The sequence below is a fragment of the Salinibacterium sp. AL4.1 genome, from assembly GCF_059767305.1.
Genome location: NZ_JBSOQK010000001.1, coordinates 853,603 through 872,251 on the forward strand (window position 1 = coordinate 853,603; position 18,649 = coordinate 872,251).

Sequence of the window (18,649 nt, forward strand, 5' to 3'; positions counted from 1 at the left end):
CCAAGCCAGAGATAGAGAAGAATCGAGATATGACTGACGAGCAACTGCGGCACGCATTCACTCAACTGCGCACAGAAGTAGGCAAGGCCGTGGTGGGCCAAGATGCGGCTGTCACCGGCCTCACCATTGCGCTGCTCACGGGCGGCCATGTGCTGCTCGAGGGCGTTCCGGGTGTTGCAAAGACACTGTTGGTTCGCACGTTGAGCCGCGCGCTTCAGCTCGACACCAAGCGCGTGCAGTTCACGCCAGACCTCATGCCTGGCGACGTGACCGGTTCGCTCGTGTACGACTCCAAGTCGGGCGAGTTCGAGTTTCGCGAAGGCCCCGTCTTCACCAATATCTTGCTGGCGGACGAGATCAACCGCACCCCACCAAAGACTCAGTCATCGCTGCTCGAAGCGATGGAAGAGCGTCAGGTTTCCGTTGACGGCCAGTCGTTGAAACTGCCGGTGCCGTTCATGGTTGCCGCGACGATGAACCCCATCGAATACGAAGGAACGTACACGCTTCCCGAGGCTCAGCTCGACCGCTTCCTCCTCAAGCTCGTGCTCGACCTGCCCGAACGCGACACCGAGATCGAAGTACTCACGCGTCACGCCGCTGGCTTCAACCCTCGTGATCTCGCCGCAGCCGGGGTTACGCCCGTTCTCGATGCGTCAATGTTGGCGGCCGCCCAGGCTGCTGTCGCGAAGGTGGGAGCAAGCCCCGATGTGGTTGCTTACGCCGTTGACCTTGCGCGCGCTACCCGCCAGAGCCCGTCCGTCAAGCTCGGCGTGAGCCCCCGTGGTGCAATCGCCCTTATTGGTGCAGCAAAGGCGTGGGCCTGGCTGACCGGTGCGGACTCCATCACGCCCGACCACATCCAGAGCATGGTGCTGCCGGTACTTCGCCACCGCATTCAGTTGCGCCCCGAAGCTGAACTCGAAGGAGTGTCGGCCGACGTCATTCTGCGATCGATCGTGCAGCAAGTGCAGGTCCCGATCTAACAATGGCAATTTCTGGATGGTTCGTTGCTCTCGTGGCGCTCGGTATTGTGCCGATCGTCATCACGGGTGCGCCCATCGTGTTCGTCTATTGGGTACTTTTTGTGGTGCTGCTGGGCACGCTGGACTTGATCCTGGCTGTGTCGGTGCGAGCTCTACGCTTCGAGCGCACGTCGCCCGATCGCGTGCGCCTTGGTGAGACCACCAGCTCGGCGTTACGAGTAACGAACCCCACCCGCCGCCGGCTGCGCGCGATCGTGCGAGACGGCTGGCAACCATCCGCGGGCGCTCACGCTAACCGCGTTCTACTTTCGGTCCCCGCTGGTGAACGCCGTGAACTGACTACAGTGCTCACTCCCCTGCGTCGTGGAACCAGAGAAGCCGCGCACGTCACAATGCGTTCTTATGGCCCCCTGCGACTGATCGCCCGACAAACCACGGTGAGCGTTCCGAGCAGCTTTACGGTGCTGCCGCCGTTCAATTCGCGCAAACACCTTCCTTCCCGACTCGCCCGACTGCGTGAACTCGATGGCGCGACGAGCGTCATGATCCGCGGTCAAGGCACTGAATTCGACAGCCTGCGGGACTACGTACGCGGCGACGACGTTCGCTCGATCGACTGGCGCGCCACCGCTCGCCGTTCTGAACTTGTTGTTCGCACGTGGCGGCCCGAGCGTGACCGCCGCGTCGTCATCGTCGTTGATAGTGGCCGCACTTCTGCGGCACGGATCGAAGACGAACCCCGCATCGACACCGCCTTCGAGTCTGCGCTGCTGCTGGCGGCTCTGGCCTCGAGTGCCGGCGACCACGTAGATTTCATGATCTACGACCGCCGCGTTCGCGCCCGCGTTCAGGGAGCCGCTGGCCCCGATCTGCTGTCGAAGATGGTCAACAGCATGGCGCCCGTTCAGCCCGAACTTATCGAAATGGACTGGAACGCCGTTCCGAACCTTGTACGGCAGGCTACGACCCAGCGCGCGCTCGTCGTGATTGCCACGACCGCCGAGTCCCCCGGCGCCACCCACGGTCTGCTCGCAATGCTGCCGCAACTCACGGCGAAGCACACTGTTGTTGTGGCCTCTGTCACCGACCCCTCGATTGTGGATGCCACGCTCGATCGTTCCTCGCGCGACGCCGTTTACCTCGCTGGAGCTGCCGAGCGCGCCCTGCTTGATCAGTCACGAGTGGCTAACGCGATCAACCAACTCGGAGCCTCCGTGGTCTCTCGACGCCCCGCAGATTTGCCCCTCGCGCTCGCGGATCATTACATTGCGTTGAAGGCAGCCGGCAAGCTCTAGAAGCGCTCGAGGAGCGTCGCTAAAACGGCGGCGTTAGTGGGCGACGATATGAGTGGCGCCCGCGTCGAACTCGCTCAGGTCGCCAGAGTTGCCGGCACGAACGCTCCGCCCACCGAGAATCCACTGGTAAGCCAAGAAGCCACCGAGTGCGACCGTGCCGATACCGATCTTGATTACCCAGGGCCAGTCTTGGCGCGTGACGTAGCCCTCAATAATGCCTGAGACTAAGAGCGCAAGAATGATGCCGATGACGATAGTAAAGAGCGCCCGGCCGTTCTCGGCGAGGGCTTGAGCGCGCGTACGCGCCCCCGGAGCGACCCAAGACCAGAAGATCATCATTCCGGCCGCGCCAGCAACGAAGATCGCGTAGAGCTCAAGCTGGCCGTGCGGGGCGATGTAGAGAAAGAAGACGTCGAGGCGGTCGAACTCGTGCATGATCGCGGCGGTGAAGCCCAATTGCTGAGCCGTGTTGAAGAGTAGATAGGGCACGTAGACGCCGACGATGCCGAAGGCGATCTCTTGAGCCGCGATCCACGCATTGTTGGTCCAGACGAAGCCAGTGAAGGAGCCGCCCGAGTACTCCGAGTAGTAGCCCACAAAATCGTCTTGAGCCAAAGCTTCGCGCTCTGCCGGAGTGCCGAAATTGGCCAGCAGTTGCGGGTTCGAAATCGCCCACCAGGCAAAGAGGAACCCGATAAAGAAGGTTGCCCCGGTGAGTACTAGCGACATCCACCGCACACGGTAAAGCGCGGCCGGCAACTGCGCAATGAAGAATTGTGGCAACTGACTGAAGAGGTTGGCGGCGGCACCCGTGAAGCGGAGCCGAGCGCGGCTGAGCGTCAACGACAGACGGTCGGCTTGAACCGACTGCCCCATGCTCGTCTTCATCGCTGAGAGCTGAGTGGCCCCCGACTGATAGAGATCAATCAATTCATCGGCTTCTGCCCCGGAAAGTCGGCGCTGAGACCCCAATTGGGCAAGGCGATCCCAGTCTTCGCGATGCGCGGCTGAGTAAGAGTCGAGATCCATCTGCTTAAATGATGTCATGCCGAGCCCACAAACGACCAACACCTTCGCGTATGGGGACGAAACCGATGAACTCATCACCGGAGAAGCCGTTGCTTTAGAGCTGCGTTCGGCTAGTTTCGTGCTTCGTGCCGCTGGGTCGATCATCGACTTTCTCGTCTACGGCGCGGCCCTCATCGGCCTTCTCCTTGGCGCGTTTTCCTTCGCCACCGCGGCCGGGCTCGATCAGGCAATCGGCACCGCCCTGACCGTGGCCGCTACCGTGATCTGCCTTGTGGTGATTCCCACCGCCGTCGAAACCTTGAGCCACGGCAAGTCGCTCGGCAAGCTTGCGATCGGGGCCCGCATTGTTCGCAACGATGGCGGCGCGATTGGCTTTCGGCATGCCTTCATCCGCGCCCTGCTCGGGGTAATGGAAATCTTCATGACCGCGGGAGGCTTAGCCGCTGTCGTCGCGTTGCTCAACACTCGTGCCCAACGCCTGGGCGACCTCGTCGCTGGCACCTACAGCCAGTACGAGCGCGTGACCAAGTTCGCGAACCCTGTAGTGCAGCTTCCCGGTCAACTGACCGAATGGGCGCGCACCGCCGACGTTGCCAAGATGCCGGATGCTCTCGCGCGCCGCATTTCACACTTTCTGGTTGCCGCCCCCGGCTACACCCCGCTGACGCGCCAACAACACGCGCTGTCGTTGGCCAACGAAGCAGCAACCTACGTTTCGCCGCTGCCGCACGTGGAACCCGAGGTGCTGTTGTCGGCCGTGAGCGCCGTGCGTCGTGAGCGTGAGAGTGCAGCGCTGGCCAGCGAGAAGGCGCGACTCGACGTACTCGAGCCCGCTCTCACGAGCGTGCCCCGCGGTTTTCCCCGCAACCGCGCCTAGGCCGCAACAGTGGGCGGTGAGCGGCTATTGGTGGCTTCAGCCGTCGGGTGTCACCCGTCGAGCATGACGCCCGACGCACGACGCATCGCGCGTGCATCGCGCGGTCCCTACGCGCGAATAATCGCGAGAGCCCGGTCGCGCACCGTGTCGAGCACGTCTTGTGACCCGGCTTCGGCGTTGAGACGCAAAAGCGGCTCCGTATTCGAGGGGCGCACGTTGAACCACCAGAACGATTCGCCTTCGGCAGTACGACCGGTCACCGTGAGGCCATCCAGCTCATCAAAGTCGGCTTCCGCTTCGAAAGCCGCGCGAATGCGAGCGGTAGCGGCGGGAACGTCGTCCACCACCGAATTGATCTCGCCGCTGGCCGCGTAGGGCGAGAAGCGAGCCGAGAGCACCGAGAGGGGCTCTGGCTGCGAACCGAATTCAGCGAGCAAATGCATGGCGGCGAGCATCCCGTTGTCGGCACCCCAGAAATCACGGAAGTAGTAGTGCGCCGAGTGTTCGCCGCCAAAGATCGCGCCCGTAGCCGCCATCTGGTCTTTGATGAGTGAATGCCCGACGTTGGTGCGCACCGGGATCGCGCCCGCGGCCTCGATCGTCTCGGCAACGATGCGCGACGTGATGAGGTTGTGGATGACGTGGATGTCGCCCTCCGGCTGCGAAGCCCGCACCCGCTGAATTTCTCGCAGTGCCACGACCGCAGCCACCGCACTCGGGCTCATCGGATTACCCTGCTCGTCAACAACGAAGCAGCGGTCAGCATCGCCATCAAAGGCGAGCCCGAGGTCGGCTCCGTGTTCGAGCACGGCCTTCTGAAGATCGACAATGTTGGCGGGGTCGAGCGGGTTCGCTTCGTGGTTGGGGAACGTACCGTCGAGCTCGAAGTACATGGGGATAATCTCGATGGGCAGTTTCGGGAGCCCGGCCGCCGTGGAGAGCACGGCGGGTACCGTCATGCCGCCCATGCCGTTACCGGCATCTACGACTACGCGAATGGGGTGAATGGTGCTGAGGTCAACGAGTTCACGCAAGTACCCGGCGTAGTCACCGAGCACGTCGAGTTCGCGCTGCGTACCGACAGCGTCGACCGCGGGGATTCCCTCGGCCAGGTAATTCTGGGCGCGGTCACGGATCGCCTTGAGCCCGGTCGCGAAGCTGATGCCCTGCGCTCCCGCCCGGCTGAACTTGATGCCGTTATAGGTGGCCGGGTTGTGGCTCGCCGTGAACATAGCGGCGGGTGCGGTGAGGGACCCGGAAGCGAAATAGGTTTCATCGGTCGAGCAGAGTCCAATGAGAACGACGTTGCCCCCGCGAGCGCGCGCACCGGCCGAAAACGCGGCGGCGAAACGGGGCGAAGAATCGCGCATGTCGTGGCCGACGATGACCTCGTGGCCCGCGGCATCCACTTCGTCAACAAACGCAGCACCGAGCGCTTCGACTACCTCGTCAGTGAGCTGGGTTCCCACGAGGCCACGAACGTCATATGCCTTGATGAAAGGGGCGAGATCGATGGGGTTAGCTTTGCTCATGCCCCAAAACTACATGGCGAACGACCTGCCACCCCTGAGGCACGGAGAGTCGTTCTGCATGGCGGGCACAGAGGTCATAGGTGTGCGGTTCAGCGCTGTAGCTCAGCGGCCCTAAAACAGCCATTGAGTCGGCGTAAACATAGGTCAAGGTGGCGACTGCTTCGGAGTTGCAGGCGACCTTGCTGCACGGGCGCTGATTCATTGTGAGCCCTAGCCTACGACTGTGCGCCCACAGTTGGGCAACCAGCGGCCGTAGAATGAGCCCGTGGCTAGATCATCGAAGCGGGAGTCGACGCGCTCTGTGCGGGGAAACTGGCGCGACCGACACGGGCGCGGCATCCGCGCTGCCGTCACTGGACCGCACTTGCCGTTGCTCAGCAGCCGCAACGGAAACTTCGAGATGACTGTGGCCTCAGCCGCCCAGTTTCTCAAAGAAATGTGGCCGGATGAACTCGCAGAGGCACGCTTTGAGATCGGCCTGATGCCGGCCAGCAGCTCCGAAGGCTCCAAGGTCGAGCGTTGGCATGTAGTGCCCGCCGAGAAGCGCATCATTCTCTACCGGTTGCCGATCGAGCGGATGGCGCGGTTACACCGCGACGACGAGCTGCACAAGCGGATGCTCATTGAGAGTTGTGTCTTTCGTGCCGTTGCCGAATACATCGGCAAAGACCCGTGGGAGCTAGCGCCCGATCGGTTCCGACACTTCTAGAGCCTGGTTGAGGCGCTCGCTACGGAAAGACCGTCAGTGGCGACGAGCCCGGCGTTTGCGGGTCGATCGAATAGGCCGAGAGGAAACCGTCCCCTGCCTGCGTCACGCTGACAAACACGCGGCTGCTGTGCACCAGCGTGAGCGTCTCGCCGTTTGGCACCGGTACCCGCAACGTCGCGCCCGCCTCGATCGTGTACTCGTTGGCCGTCTGATCGTCAGCGGACTCGTCATCGGCGGCGGTATCGGCAGCGGTGTCACTGGCGGCAACAAGGCTCACGACTACGTCGGTGTCACCCGGGTTCACAACGTTGAGAACGGCATCCAACCCTGACGCGACCGTGAATTGGGTGTCTTCCGTAAGCGCGGGGCTCGCCGTGAACCAAGCGAAATCAGTGGCGGAGATTCCTCCACCGGAAGCGATCACAGCCGACGTTGTGCGAGCTGCCGCCACGACGGGTTCGTCCGATTCGATTTGCACGGAGTACGCGCCCGTTTCGAGTTCTTCGATCGGGATGTCGGTGACAACTCCCGCGCTCACATCGCGAGTGAATGTGATCGGGTCTCGCTCAGTGTCGGCGGGTGTGAGGGTGAAAGAAAGGGTGGTCGACTCTTCGCCAGGAACGAAGACCCGGATGGCTGTAATCACGTCATCGGTCTGAGTCGCCGTTCCGCGCAAAGCCTGGATTGCCTCAAGGTTCGTCACGACCATGCCGGGGAGGACTACCGAGAGCGCTGGTGGCTGAGTGGCACCGATAATCTCGACACCACCCGCGTCGAGCCCACGCACGATCGACTGCTGCAACTCGGCGGTGATCTGGCCACCGCTGCTCGTCACGTGAACCACGGGTGAACTAACCCCGGGTGCGAATCCAGCCAATGACAACACGCGCTGCCCGTTCGGCGGCACGACGATTCCGCCGGTACCTGCCGCAGAGACAACACCGCGTTCGTCGAAAATTTCGAGATCCACCGTCGAGGCAACTTCGGTGGGGTTCGTCAAAGAGATGAGCGTCGTGCGGCCCGTTGTGGTTGCTCCGCCCACGAGCCAGCTATCGCCGCCGACAGCCCGGCAGGCTGCCGAGGCGAAACCGACGTAGTCGCCAACCGCGACAGATTGGGATTGGGCACCGCTGAGAAGTACGTCAAGGTCAGGAGATTGCGCATCCGGAGCAGCGCTCAGCACGAGAGGCTCGGCCACCGACTCCCCCGGCTGAGCATCAGAGGCGCTAATGCGAGACTGTTCGACCGCTCCGGTACTCGACGAGAACCGAGTGATGGCCTGGCCGAGCGTGAAGACGGTGGATGCCTCAGCGCCCGATTCATCAGAGAGCCGCAAAAGCGGCCCTGGGCAGGTCAATTGCTGGGCGGTGGGCACGGGGACCACGAGCTCGCTCGGCGGCGTCGCGGTCGACGACGGCAGCTCGACGAAGGTCGAACCAAGAATAGCTGCGGCAGCAATACCGATGCCGAGTACTCCGCCAACAACGCGGGCACCGATCGCGGCGGCAGCTTTGGCTGACACTGGGCGACGCGTGCTCGACTCGGGTTCCGGGGCCCCGGTGAGTTCGTGGTCGTCGTCGAATTCAGCACCGGTGGGCTCTACGGGCAACGCCGAGGCCTCGTCGGGAGTCAGTTCGTTGTCGCTCATTCGTTCGCCTCTATCACGGTGACGGCGCTCTCGGCTTTGGCCGCCTTCAGCCGGCGACGGCGAGTAGTCGGTATGGCCAGCAAGAAGGTGAGACCGAAAATGAGTCCCTGCCCGGCAAGCACGATCTGGCCCCAACGCGTTTCGGTATTGCTCGCGCCGACGGGAATTTCTTTTTCTTGCAGGTCGGGATAGTGCCACAGGTAGCCCTGAGCGGTGTCACCGATGGGGTTGAGGAGACTGTTGCCATCGAGAGCTTCGATGATGCGTTGACGTGTCTCGGAAGCGTCTGCGTTCGACGCCGGAGTGAGCACGACGAAGGCGACCTGGAGGTCGTTCAACTCGCGAGCGATGTCGTAGCCGCTGCGCGAGGCAATGTTTCCCGCGAGCGTGGCGTTGCGAACCTCCGCCTCGGAGAGTTCGATGCTGGTGGCAGCGAGCGTCGACTGCTCGTCGAGTCCAGAGCCTCGGCCGCGGTGCAGATCGACGGAGATTGTGGAGTCAGACGTAACGGTGAGTTGTAGCGTGCCGAGGCCATCACGCTGTGTTGATTCTGCGGCAACGAACGCGGGCAAGATCCGACCGTTGCTTGCCTCCACGGCGGTCATGCCCGAGGCAAGCGACCACAGAGGCGCTGCGGAAAGCCCCACAATGCCGAGTAGAGCCACGACTGCAGGCAAGGTGGCGTGGCGGTCGAGGCTGTCAATCGCGACTGTCACCGCGCCGCTCAGGCCGAGCCAGTACAGGCTGAGGCCGGGGGCCGCCCAAATACCGACTTCTGATTCACCCGAGGCGCTGACCGCGACGTGCGTTGCCGCCACTGCCGTCACAAATCCCAACAGCGCGAGCGCGAGCGAAGGAACCGCGCGACGGGTACCGGGAACGAAAAGGCTCATGAGTGCGAGCGCCGCGAACGGAGCGAGCATGAGCGCCACGAGAAGCGGGCCGTAGCGATCGTTGAGCCCGAGAGCTGCCAGCAGCGAGCTCCAGCCGTTAGAACCGGGCACCACGCTGCCGATGGCAAGCTGCCAGCCGGCTGAGGCCTCGCGCACAACCGGAACCCCGGGATCCGCAAAGATCGCCCAGAAGTTGCCACGGGCCCATTGCTGAATGACCAGCGGGGTAAAGAGCGCGGCCGCCGGAATGACGATCCACAGCAGGCGGTGAGTTGCCTTGGGGCGCAAGACAATCCACGCGACCATCGCAATCACGAGAGCAGGAATCAGGCTGGGAGCCGACGCTGCGATCGCCGCGAAGAGAAGAGCGGCCAGTGCCGCCATCGCCCAGTTCTGGGCGGCCCGGAGCACCGTGAGCACAAGCCACGGCAGAAGAATATGGGCGAGCACGGCTCCCAGTTGACCTTCGCCGAGGGAGACCAAGAAACTGGGCGCAACGGTCCACGCGGCAGCCGCGATCGTGGGCGCCCAGGTACGTTCAGAAATAGATGCCGCACACAACCAGGCCGCCAGCGCCGCTAACGGCAACGCGACGAGATAGAGCAACACAATGCTGAACGACGGGTTCCAGAACGTCAGCGAGCCGAGCACGGCAAGCACGACTGAGAAGGGATCGGCAGCGACAACCTGCTGAGCAAGGTCATTCCAGCCATAGCCGACGTGCTGCCACAGCTCAGAAACCGTGGTGGAGAGCGGGAGCAGCGCGCCACCGCTCAACGCGGCGGCATCCACAAAGCGAGAGAACGCGAGCATTCCGAGAATGCCGGCCAGCAACACCGTCCATGCTCCACCGTTACTGAAGAACTTGGGCCTCGCCACCTCGAACGCCGCATCGGGCGAGTCACCGTGACGCTCGTGCGCCCGCATTTCGCGCAGCTCAGCCCACGACATCCGCAATGGATCGACAGCGGCAAAGCCCAGTCGCTTATTGCGCCGGAGGTTTCGCCGGGCGGCGACCACTCCCCCATCAAAGATGGCGGCGAAGGCGGCAGCAAACTCGCCGGCAACAGCGGTCGGTCGCTTGGCAACGAGGTGGCCCAGCGACCGCAGAATCGCGAGCGGCAGCAGCGTGAGCCAGTGCAGCGGAACGGTAAACCCGGGAGCGTAAACGAGACGACGGTGCAACTGGGCGAAGCGCTGCACCCGATTGTGCGCTGCGGCCGAGACCGAGCGCTTACCGAAGAGTTCGGGGCCACCAGAACTAGCGACCCGAGCATCCGCGACAGCGATGACGCGGTGGCCAGCTAAACGAGCACGAACACAGAAATCGAGAGCGGCATCTACCGAGGTCAGCTTGGGGTCGAAACCGCCCAGCGCCGCCCACACCTGTCGACGAACAAGCATGCCTGCGCCGGCAACACCGAGAGTGTCGGTCTGCACATCGTGCTGGGCTTGGTCGAGCTCATCATTGACGAGTCCAACGGAGCGGCCGAGCGGGGTGAGCGTCTCACCAAAATTCGAGATAACAGAGGGGTTGTCCCAGCGCACCAGCTTGGGGCCAGCCACCGCCACCGACGGCGCGATCTCAACCGCGCCAAGCAGAGCGCTCAACGCGTGAGGGTCTGGCGCACTGTCGTGAGCAAGCAGCCACAACCATTCGTTCTCGGATGCCTGTGGTGCGGCCGTCTGCAGCGCAGACGAAATCGCGCCACCGAAAGTTCGCTGCCCGTGAGCATCCGCGATCTGAGCAGGAGCGGACTCCGCCATGATCGCGAGCGAATTGTCACTCGAATCAGCGTCGACCGCGATCACCGAATCGGGTCGCCGAGTTTGCGCCGCAATAGCGGCAAGGGTGCGTGGCAAATACTTCGCACCGTTGCGGGCGACTAGTACTGCGGTGACTCTCGGCTGCATTTGTTTGAGACTATGCGTCGCGAGTGTTCTTCTGCATCCGACGCGCTGCAGAGCGGCGAGTCTGAGAGCCGCCCCAATACGGGGTCAGCGTCCTCATGCAGGCACTCCCTGAGCGCACGGTGAAACGGGAAGAAGAATTAACCTGCGCGCTTGCGAAGTTTGCGACGTTCGCGCTCAGAGAGACCGCCCCAGATTCCGAAACGCTCATCGTTTTCGAGAGCGTATTCGAGGCACTGGCTGCGTACTTCACACGAGGAGCAAATCTTTTTGGCATCGCGAGTGGAGCCGCCCTTTTCAGGAAAGAAGGCTTCAGGGTCGGTCTGAGCACAGAGCGAGTCTGTTTGCCAGGAGAGTGCGTTGTCGTCCTCATCAGCGAGAGGTTGACGAACTCCGGGAACCCCGAGTCGGACGGGGTCAACAAACCAGTCGTCGGGAACTCCCGCGCGGTAACCGCTGTTGCCCATCTGGTCTATCTCCCCTCCGCTTTCAATGCGTTGCATCAAATCGCGTTACATAATTACACCGGTGTAGTTCCCGAGAGTCAAGTCGCAGATCATAATTGCCTCGACTAAGACTTAAGGGTTATGGCGCGCCGTGACTTAAATTAAGTCAACAAAGCAAGATCGTGATCGACCATTGCCGCCACGATTTCATCAAATTCCACCGTCGGTGTCCAACCTAGGATCTGCTGAGCCTTGCTTGCATCCCCCCGTTGTAGGGCAGCATCCCCTGTTCGCAGCAGAGAATCCGCCACCGTGACACGGTCTACCCAGTCCTCGACGCCCGCGCGCTCGAAAGCCGCAGCCACAAAGTCACGAACAGAATGTGAGATTCCTGTTGCGATCACAAAATCGTCGGCCTCCGGATGCTGCGCTGCTCGAACGAGCGCGTCGGCGTAGTCCGGGGCCCAGCCCCAATCGCGGCGAGCATCCATGTTTCCGAGCTCGAGCGTGTCTTGAAGACCGCGAGAGATCCGCGCGGCTGCCGCTGTGATCTTTCGCGTGACGAAAGTCTCCGGGCGACGCGGAGATTCGTGGTTGTACAAAATCAACGAGGAGGCTGCCACGCCCGCTGTGCGGTACGCGCCCACGAGACCGTGCGCATAGGCCTTCGCCGCCCCGTACGGGCTCGTAGGGCGCACTGGAGTGCTCTCATGCTGCGGAGAGTCGGTGGGCGTGCCAAAGATTTCGGCGCTCGACGCTTGAACAAAGCGGATGTCGACGTCACCCTGATCGTGGATGGTCTTGACCGCCGCCAACATCTCCGCCACCACGGCGCCATTGAGTCGCGCGGTCAGCGTCGGATTTTGCCACGACTGGTACACCGAACTCAGCGCCGCCAGGTTGTAAACCTCTCGCGGCTGCAGTTCGGCGATCAGTGCGCCGATCGCGCTGTCGGTACTCAAATCGAGTTCGTGAGCGATAACCCCCGGCGTGACAACTTCGTCGGCGTCGCGTGTGACCCCGTGCACTTCGTAGCCCTGCGCGAGCAGGAGCTCAGCGAGGTAAGAACCGTCTTGACCGGTGACTCCGGTGATCAGTGCGCGAGTCATTACAGGCCGGCAAGCTCTTTCTGTTCGCGAAGGTCGGCGTCAACCATCATCGTCACAAGTTCGGGGAACTTCACGCGAGGCTCCCATCCCAACTTCTCTTTAGCTTTTGAGGCGTCGCCCACGAGCAAGTCGACCTCGGCGGGGCGCATGAATTGTTCGTCGAAGTCGACGTACGGGGTCCAATCGTCGATCCCGACGGCAGCGAAGGCAAGATCAAGCAGAACGCGGATGCTCTGGGTCTCGCCCGTGGAGATGACATAGTCGTCAGGCTCATCCTGCTGCAGCATGAGCCACATGGCCTCAACGTAGTCGCCGGCGAAGCCCCAGTCCCGTTGAGCGTCAATGTTGCCGAGCGTGAGCTTGTCTTGCAGCCCGAGGGAGATGCGGGCGACGGCACGCGTGACCTTACGCGTCACGAACTCTGGGCCGCGACGAGGCGACTCATGGTTGAAGAGCACACCAGACGATGCGTGCATGCCATACGACTCGCGATAGTTGATCGTCATGTAGTGGCCGTATACCTTGGCAACGCCATATGGCGAGCGCGGCCACAGCAGAGTGTCTTCGTTTTGCGGAACGGTCTGCACCTTGCCGAACATCTCCGAACTGGATGCTTGGTAGAACCGCACTTGCTGGCCCGTTGCCGCCGTGTGCAAGCGCACCGCTTCGAGTGCGTTGAGCACTCCCATACCCGTAACCTCGCTCGTGAGATGAGCGTTCTCCCACGAGTACGCGACGAACGAAATGGCACCGAGGTTGTAGAACTCGTCGGGCTTCGCCACGCTCAAGGCCCGCATAAGGCTCGAGAGGTCAGTGAGATCGCCGGTCAGGATGTGGACATCCGGGATGACGCGTTCCAGAAGCTCGCGCTTGGGATTGTTCTGGCCTCGCATGAGGCCGAAGACGGTATAGCCCTTCGAGAGCAAAAGCTCGGCAAGGTAGAGCCCATCTTGACCGGTGATTCCTGTAATGAATGCGCGCTTCATAAGTTGTCTCTCTTGCTTGCGGTCAGCTCTGCCTGGGTTCCGAACCAACACGTCGGCCGAAGTAACGCTACTGGAACTTGTGCGGCCGCGCGGCGCTCTCCGAAGCCACCAGCCGCTATTGCGTTGCCGCCACAAACAACTGACCGGCGCCCCGGATGCTCAACGCACCCTCATCACTGGTGACAAAGATCGACTCGCCGCGCGACAGCGTTGCCGAGTGCTCGCCGTTCTGCACGGTGAACTCCCCCACCGTGCACAACACGATGGCCGCGCTATGGAGCTCGACGTTCGCGGCCTCGTGCACCTCCACCAACTGAAAGTCGCGCACCGGCGGCCGGAAGGCCCGCGTGCCCTCGTTGAGAGGCTGCGCCGAGAGGTACGGAACCGGGCTCGCTGAGAAGTCGAGCACACTCAGCAGCTCAGGCACATCCACGTGCTTGGGCGTGAGCCCACCTCGCATCACGTTGTCAGACGACGCCATGAGTTCGATACCGAGCCCCCGCAAGTAAGCGTGGATGTTTCCCGCCGGCAAGAACAGCGCCTCGCCCTTTGTCAGCGTGACGTGGTTGAGCATGAGCGAAATCAACACCCCCGGGTCACCGGCGTAGTAGCCGGCAAGCGTCCGAACAAGCCCGAACTCCTCGCTCGCGCTGTCGGCCTCGGCGAGCGCCGTGACCCGCTCCACGAGCTCCGGCACCGGCTGCGCGGCTGAGATGAGCCACTCGAACATCGCGCGCAGATCGGAGTCAGCGCGAGCGAAAGCCAACCACTCGGCGAACAGGGCCGGTGTGGGGGTGCTGCTCGCGGCATCCAGCTCAGCTAGTCGCTCGATGGATGCCCGGGTCTGGGCCATGGCCCGAAAACCGCACAGCGCCTCAAAGGTGTCGCTAACCGCGAGAATGAGTTCTGGTTTGGCGGAGGCGTCTTTGTAGTTGCGGTTACTGGCCGTGAGCGGGACTCCCGCAGCGTTCTCGCGCGCAAACCCCGCGGCGGCCTGCTCGGGAGTGGGGTGGGCTTGAAGCGACAGCGGCGCTCCGGCGGCCAGCACCTTGAGCAGGAAGGGAAGCCGGTCGACTCCCGCCCCAAGAATCTTCTCGCCGTCGCGCTGAATCCACTCGTGCAGGTCACTCGCTCCCGCCGTACCGGAGGGGTCGAGGATGACGCTCGGACTGCCCGGGTGCGCGCCCAGCCACAGCTCAGCCTCGGGCTTGCCGGTGGGGGGTGTGCCCAACAAAGTCGAGATTTCGCCAGCGGAGCCCCACGCGTAATCGCGCGGGGTATTAGTGATGCCTACAAACATTCAGTCAACTCTTCTCTCAGCGTTAGACCAAAGTACCAATCGTCTAGAAGCGACGTGTACTCACGCTTTAGGCTCACAATGATTTCGACAAGCAATGGAGCGACGACTATGTCATTTGAGACCCTCAGCAGCGACTTCTACGGCTACGAGAACGCCCTCACCGATCAGGAAAAAGAGACGATCGTGAAGTTGCGTGCGTTCCTCGACAAAGAGGTTCGCCCGATAGCCAACGACCTGTGGGCCAAGGCAGAATTCTTCAACCGCGATGTCGTCGTAAAGGGACTGGCAGACCTCGGGCTCTTCGGACTCCCCTGGGCCGAGACGCAGCACTTTAAGAACTCGGCCGTGTTCCGCGGTTGGGTCGCTCTCGAACTCGCCCGCGTGGATGCCAGTGCCGCCACGCTCGTCGGCATGCAAAACGGACTCGTCATGGGTTCGATCGGTGTCGCCGGCTCTCAAGAGCAGCGCGACGAGTGGCTGCCCAAGTTTGCCTCCGGCGAGCTGCTGGGTGCTTTCGGTCTCACCGAACCTCTCTCGGGCTCCGACACCGCTCAAGGCCTCCAGACTGTCGCCAAGCGCGATGGTGACAACTGGATCATTAACGGCGCGAAGCGTTGGATCGGTAACGGTTCCATCAGCGACGTCACGATTATTTGGGCGCGCGACGAAGAAGACAACCAGGTCAAGGGCTTCATCGTGCCGACGAGCACTCCCGGTTACTCCGCCACTCGTATCGAGAACAAGATGGCGCTGCGCATCGTGCAGAACGCCGACATCGTTCTTGAGAACGTTGTTGTTCCCGAAGCCAACCGACTGCAGAAGTCCCAGTCGTTCCGCGAGACCGCTGCTGTGCTGCGCCTCACGCGCGCAGAGGTTGCCTGGGCCGCCGTCGGAAACTCCATCGGCGCATACGAAGCCGCCGTTGAGTACGCCAACGACCGCATCCAGTTCGGCAAGCCCATCGGCAGCCACCAGCTCGTTCAAGAGCACCTCGCGAAGAGCCTCGGAAACATCACCGCCTCCATCGGCATGGTGACCCGTGTTTCCGAAATGCTCGACGAGGGCGTGCAAAAAGATGAGCACGCAGCACTCGCCAAGGAATACACGACGAGCCGCATGCGCGAGACCGTGGCTTGGTGCCGCGAGCTTATGGGCGGCAACGGAATTGTTCTCGACTACGGCGTTATGCGCCACTTCGCCGACGCGGAAGCCATCTACTCGTACGAGGGAACTCGCGAGATGAACACGCTTATCGTGGGTCGTGCCATCACAGGCAAGGCTGCATTCGTCTAATCTTGCGACATGCGACTTTTAGCGAGCCCCCGGGCGCGAGCGTGGTTTCTTAGCGTTTCGCTACTAGTCATTTTAGGCGGAGACGCTTGGCGCTACTCGATCGGTTGGATAGGGTTCGCCGTGCTCGCGATTGCGCTTGCCGGAGTGTCCGTTTATATCCTCATCGCTAACCGCGATCGCTGGAGTATCGGCGGGCTGCCCTACCCCCTCGTCGTTTTCATGGGGTTAGCAACACTGTCGTTAACGTGGTCGTTTTATCCTGCAGCCACCGCCCTCGGACTGCTTAACACCTGGCTCACCGTATTGGGAGCGCTCGCCGTTGCCACGAGCTTCTCGTGGCAGGAAGTGCTCGACGCCACCGCTCGAGCGCTTCGAGTTCTGCTGGTGGCATCCGTGGCGTTCGAGTTGTTCGTCGCCACAGCGATCCGAGGCCCTGTCGTTCCTCTCGCACCGCAGCCCGAGCTCACGGTTGATCCGGGCGGGCCCGTTCCGCTCATGCTTCAGTGGTCGCGCAACGTATTGTTCGACACGCTCGACGGCGGACGCATTCAGGGAATCGTCGGCAACGCCAATCACCTGGGCTTTCTTGCGCTCCTCGCGCTGATTGCGTTCGCTATCCAGTGGGCTCGGGGCACTGTCACTCGGGGATCGTCGCTCGTGTGGCTGACCCTCGCGGGGCTCACTCTGTTCTTGGCGCGCTCCGCCACCGTTACCGTGGCACTCGCGGCCGTCACCATCACGGCGGCGGCGATTCTATTCATCCGCGCACTGCCCACGCCGCGACTGCGAGCGCTCGGCCAGATCACCTTTTTCGCACTCATCACTGCCGTCACTCTTTTAATGATCTTGTTCCGCGATGTCTTCTTTACCGTGCTCAACAAAAGCGAAGACCTCACTGGTCGCACCGAAATCTGGAACAGTGTCGTTGCGCTGGCCCAACAACGACCTGCTTTCGGATGGGGTTGGGTGAGCGTCTGGATGCCTTGGGCCGAGCCGTTCTCCGGGCTCGCTCAGCGAAACGGTGTTGTACAGGTTCAGGCGCATGATGCTTGGCTCGACATTTGGCTGCAGCTCGGAATCGTTGGCGTTCTTGTTTTCGCGGCACTCGTGCTCACCACCGTGGTGCGCACGTGGTCGTTTGCTGTGGACCGACCACAGCAATTACCTGGGCAACAACTCGCCTTCACGGCGGGGTCGCTCGCTCCGGTTCTCGTCATGATCGCCTTATTGGTGCAATCTCTGCCTGAAAGTCGACTATTAGGCGAGTACGGCTTGTACCTTCTCGTCATCATCGCCGTCAAAGCGAAACGCCCCGATTGGTCAGGAAACCCCCTGTGATTTCGCGCACTTCGCTCAGCAAAGTCGTCGAAACTAGTGCGGCTCTACTCTCGTCGCCACGCTCGTCTGCGGCCCTCACTACGGCAACTATCGGCACCGCCGTCTCTGCATTCTTCCTGCGCACGGTGCTGGGCACGCCCGGACTTCTCGCAGTATTAATAACTCTCCTCCTGCTGGTGTCATTGTCAGCGTGGGCACAGTGGAAAGACATTAGCTGGCGTGCACTCGTTCCGCTCTCGCTCATAGTCTTCACCGTGTGGGTCTGGCTTTCCGCGGCGTGGTCGCAATACCGCGCCGAGACTGTCGCGAGCGCACTCTACTTGTTGCTGCTCACACTTCTCGGAATGTACATTGCCTTGGTGCGCGACACCATCCAGATTGTGCGCGCGTTCGGCGACGTGTTTCGGGCTTCACTCGTCGTATCAATCGTCTTCGAAATCCTTACCGGGCTCATCTTCGACACTTCACTCGATGCGCTGTCAATTCAAGGAAACTTAGGAACGGGCGAACCAATTCAGGGAATCTTTGGCACCCGCAACCATCTGGGAATGATTGCGCTCATCGCCCTCATCACGTTCGCAATCGAGTTTGCCACCAGATCTGTCGAGCGCAATCTGGCTCTAGGGTCGATGATCTCTGCCGCGCTGGTATTGCTGCTGTCGCAATCACCGCTTGCCCTAGGAGCCGGCTCAGTGCTCGCTGCCGCCACCGCCGCGCTCGTCGCCCTGCGCCGGGTGCCTTCTGGGCGACGACGCTACTGGCAAGTCTTTTTGATGACTCTGACCACCGCCATCCTGATCGTCAGTTGGGCATCACGCTCGACGATCGTTGGGTGGTTCGATGCGAGCGCTGAATTGGCTTATCGGCTCGAAGTTTGGCGCCAGCTCTGGACCCTCGGCCAAACCCACCGACTCGAAGGGTGGGGTTGGATCGGACCATGGAACCCCGAGGTCGTGCCCTATCTGGGATTCGGCGCCTTCGGTGAGCGCCTTCCCGACTCAGCCCATAACGCTTATCTGGATGTGTGGTTCCAACTCGGAGTTGTCGGCTTCCTCATCTTTATCGGCCTCCTCGGCCTTGCCTTCACTCGATCGTGGCTACTCGCGTCACGACGCCGAAGCATCGTATTCGCCTGGCCAGCGCTCGTACTACTCAGCCTTGCCTTGGGTGCGCTCGCAGAGAGCTCGATTCTCACCGATTTCGGATGGCTTACGTTCGTGGTGTGTTGCGTGAAAGCATCGCGGGAACTCAGTTGGAGGCGTGCGCTGGATTCCAGCACCTCGCCCGCGATTTAGTA

At 62.0% G+C, this 18,649-nt stretch carries 16 protein-coding genes; 7 read left to right on the forward strand and 9 right to left on the reverse strand.

The annotated features are described in order from the left end of the window. Positions 1 to 29 precede the first annotated feature (29 nt). The gene (locus ACWTV3_RS04195) at positions 30 to 986 is read left to right on the forward strand and encodes an AAA family ATPase (RefSeq protein WP_498476979.1); all 957 of its coding nucleotides are present in this window, start codon (positions 30 to 32) and stop codon (positions 984 to 986) included. 2 nt (positions 987 to 988) lie between these two features. Further along, complete coding sequence (locus ACWTV3_RS04200) at positions 989 to 2,281, forward strand: DUF58 domain-containing protein (protein ID WP_498476980.1); 1,293 nt, start codon at positions 989 to 991, stop codon at positions 2,279 to 2,281. Between the two features lie 33 nt (positions 2,282 to 2,314). Here the strand turns inward: ACWTV3_RS04200 and ACWTV3_RS04205 are convergent, their stop codons facing one another. After that, positions 2,315 to 3,310 carry a stage II sporulation protein M gene (locus tag ACWTV3_RS04205; protein ID WP_498477936.1) on the reverse strand — a complete coding sequence of 332 codons (996 nt, stop codon included), beginning with the start codon at positions 3,308 to 3,310 and terminating at the stop codon, positions 2,315 to 2,317. A 16-nt stretch (positions 3,311 to 3,326) separates the two neighbouring features. On the opposite strand from ACWTV3_RS04205, the gene ACWTV3_RS04210 reads away from it, so the two are divergent. Further along, positions 3,327 to 4,187 (forward strand): RDD family protein, encoded by an 861-nt coding sequence (locus ACWTV3_RS04210; RefSeq protein WP_498476981.1) that lies wholly within the window; start codon positions 3,327 to 3,329, stop codon positions 4,185 to 4,187. 107 nt (positions 4,188 to 4,294) lie between these two features. On the opposite strand, the gene ACWTV3_RS04215 is transcribed toward ACWTV3_RS04210, so the two are convergent. Beyond that, positions 4,295 to 5,719 carry a phosphomannomutase/phosphoglucomutase gene (locus ACWTV3_RS04215; protein ID WP_498476982.1) on the reverse strand — a complete coding sequence of 475 codons (1,425 nt, stop codon included), beginning with the start codon at positions 5,717 to 5,719 and terminating at the stop codon, positions 4,295 to 4,297. Beyond that, positions 5,706 to 5,921 carry a DUF3499 family protein gene (locus ACWTV3_RS04220; protein WP_100388473.1) on the reverse strand — a complete coding sequence of 72 codons (216 nt, stop codon included), beginning with the start codon at positions 5,919 to 5,921 and terminating at the stop codon, positions 5,706 to 5,708. Before ACWTV3_RS04220 ends, ACWTV3_RS04215 begins: the two co-directional genes overlap by 14 nt. Positions 5,922 to 5,984: 63 nt before the next feature. Between ACWTV3_RS04220 and ACWTV3_RS04225 the strand changes: the two genes are divergently transcribed. Further along, the gene (locus tag ACWTV3_RS04225) at positions 5,985 to 6,428 is read left to right on the forward strand and encodes a metallopeptidase family protein (protein WP_498476983.1); all 444 of its coding nucleotides are present in this window, start codon (positions 5,985 to 5,987) and stop codon (positions 6,426 to 6,428) included. A gap of 19 nt (positions 6,429 to 6,447) precedes the next feature. Here the strand turns inward: ACWTV3_RS04225 and ACWTV3_RS04230 are convergent, their stop codons facing one another. The 6 genes from ACWTV3_RS04230 to manA all read right to left on the reverse strand — a co-directional run bounded on the left by ACWTV3_RS04230 (position 6,448) and on the right by manA (position 14,721). After that, positions 6,448 to 8,076: a DUF5719 family protein gene (locus tag ACWTV3_RS04230; protein WP_498476984.1), complete on the reverse strand. Its 1,629-nt coding sequence runs from the start codon at positions 8,074 to 8,076 to the stop codon at positions 6,448 to 6,450. Next, complete coding sequence (locus ACWTV3_RS04235) at positions 8,073 to 10,883, reverse strand: glycosyltransferase family 2 protein (RefSeq protein ID WP_498476985.1); 2,811 nt, start codon at positions 10,881 to 10,883, stop codon at positions 8,073 to 8,075. Before ACWTV3_RS04235 ends, ACWTV3_RS04230 begins: the two co-directional genes overlap by 4 nt. A 137-nt stretch (positions 10,884 to 11,020) precedes the next feature. Next, on the reverse strand, positions 11,021 to 11,347 hold the full coding sequence (locus ACWTV3_RS04240) for a WhiB family transcriptional regulator (protein ID WP_100388469.1): 327 nt from the start codon (positions 11,345 to 11,347) through the stop codon (positions 11,021 to 11,023). A gap of 140 nt (positions 11,348 to 11,487) precedes the next feature. After that, entirely contained in the window at positions 11,488 to 12,435 is a 948-nt protein-coding gene (locus ACWTV3_RS04245; protein WP_498476986.1) for a GDP-mannose 4,6-dehydratase, read from the reverse strand. Then, entirely contained in the window at positions 12,435 to 13,421 is a 987-nt protein-coding gene (gene gmd / locus ACWTV3_RS04250; RefSeq protein ID WP_498476987.1) for a GDP-mannose 4,6-dehydratase, read from the reverse strand. Before gmd ends, ACWTV3_RS04245 begins: the two co-directional genes overlap by 1 nt. A gap of 115 nt (positions 13,422 to 13,536) precedes the next feature. After that, positions 13,537 to 14,721, reverse strand: a complete 1,185-nt coding sequence (gene manA, locus ACWTV3_RS04255) for a mannose-6-phosphate isomerase, class I (RefSeq protein WP_498476989.1) — start codon at positions 14,719 to 14,721, stop codon at positions 13,537 to 13,539. Positions 14,722 to 14,829: 108 nt separating this feature from the next. Here manA and ACWTV3_RS04260 point away from each other — a divergent pair, with 108 nt between their 5' ends. From ACWTV3_RS04260 to ACWTV3_RS04270, 3 genes are all read left to right on the forward strand, one after another. Continuing rightward, positions 14,830 to 16,014: an acyl-CoA dehydrogenase family protein gene (locus tag ACWTV3_RS04260; RefSeq protein ID WP_498476990.1), complete on the forward strand. Its 1,185-nt coding sequence runs from the start codon at positions 14,830 to 14,832 to the stop codon at positions 16,012 to 16,014. A 120-nt stretch (positions 16,015 to 16,134) separates the two neighbouring features. Beyond that, complete coding sequence (locus ACWTV3_RS04265) at positions 16,135 to 17,352, forward strand: O-antigen ligase family protein (protein ID WP_498476991.1); 1,218 nt, start codon at positions 16,135 to 16,137, stop codon at positions 17,350 to 17,352. Further along, complete coding sequence (locus tag ACWTV3_RS04270; RefSeq protein WP_498476992.1) at positions 17,349 to 18,647, forward strand: O-antigen ligase family protein; 1,299 nt, start codon at positions 17,349 to 17,351, stop codon at positions 18,645 to 18,647. Before ACWTV3_RS04265 ends, ACWTV3_RS04270 begins: the two co-directional genes overlap by 4 nt. Positions 18,648 to 18,649 lie beyond the last annotated feature (2 nt).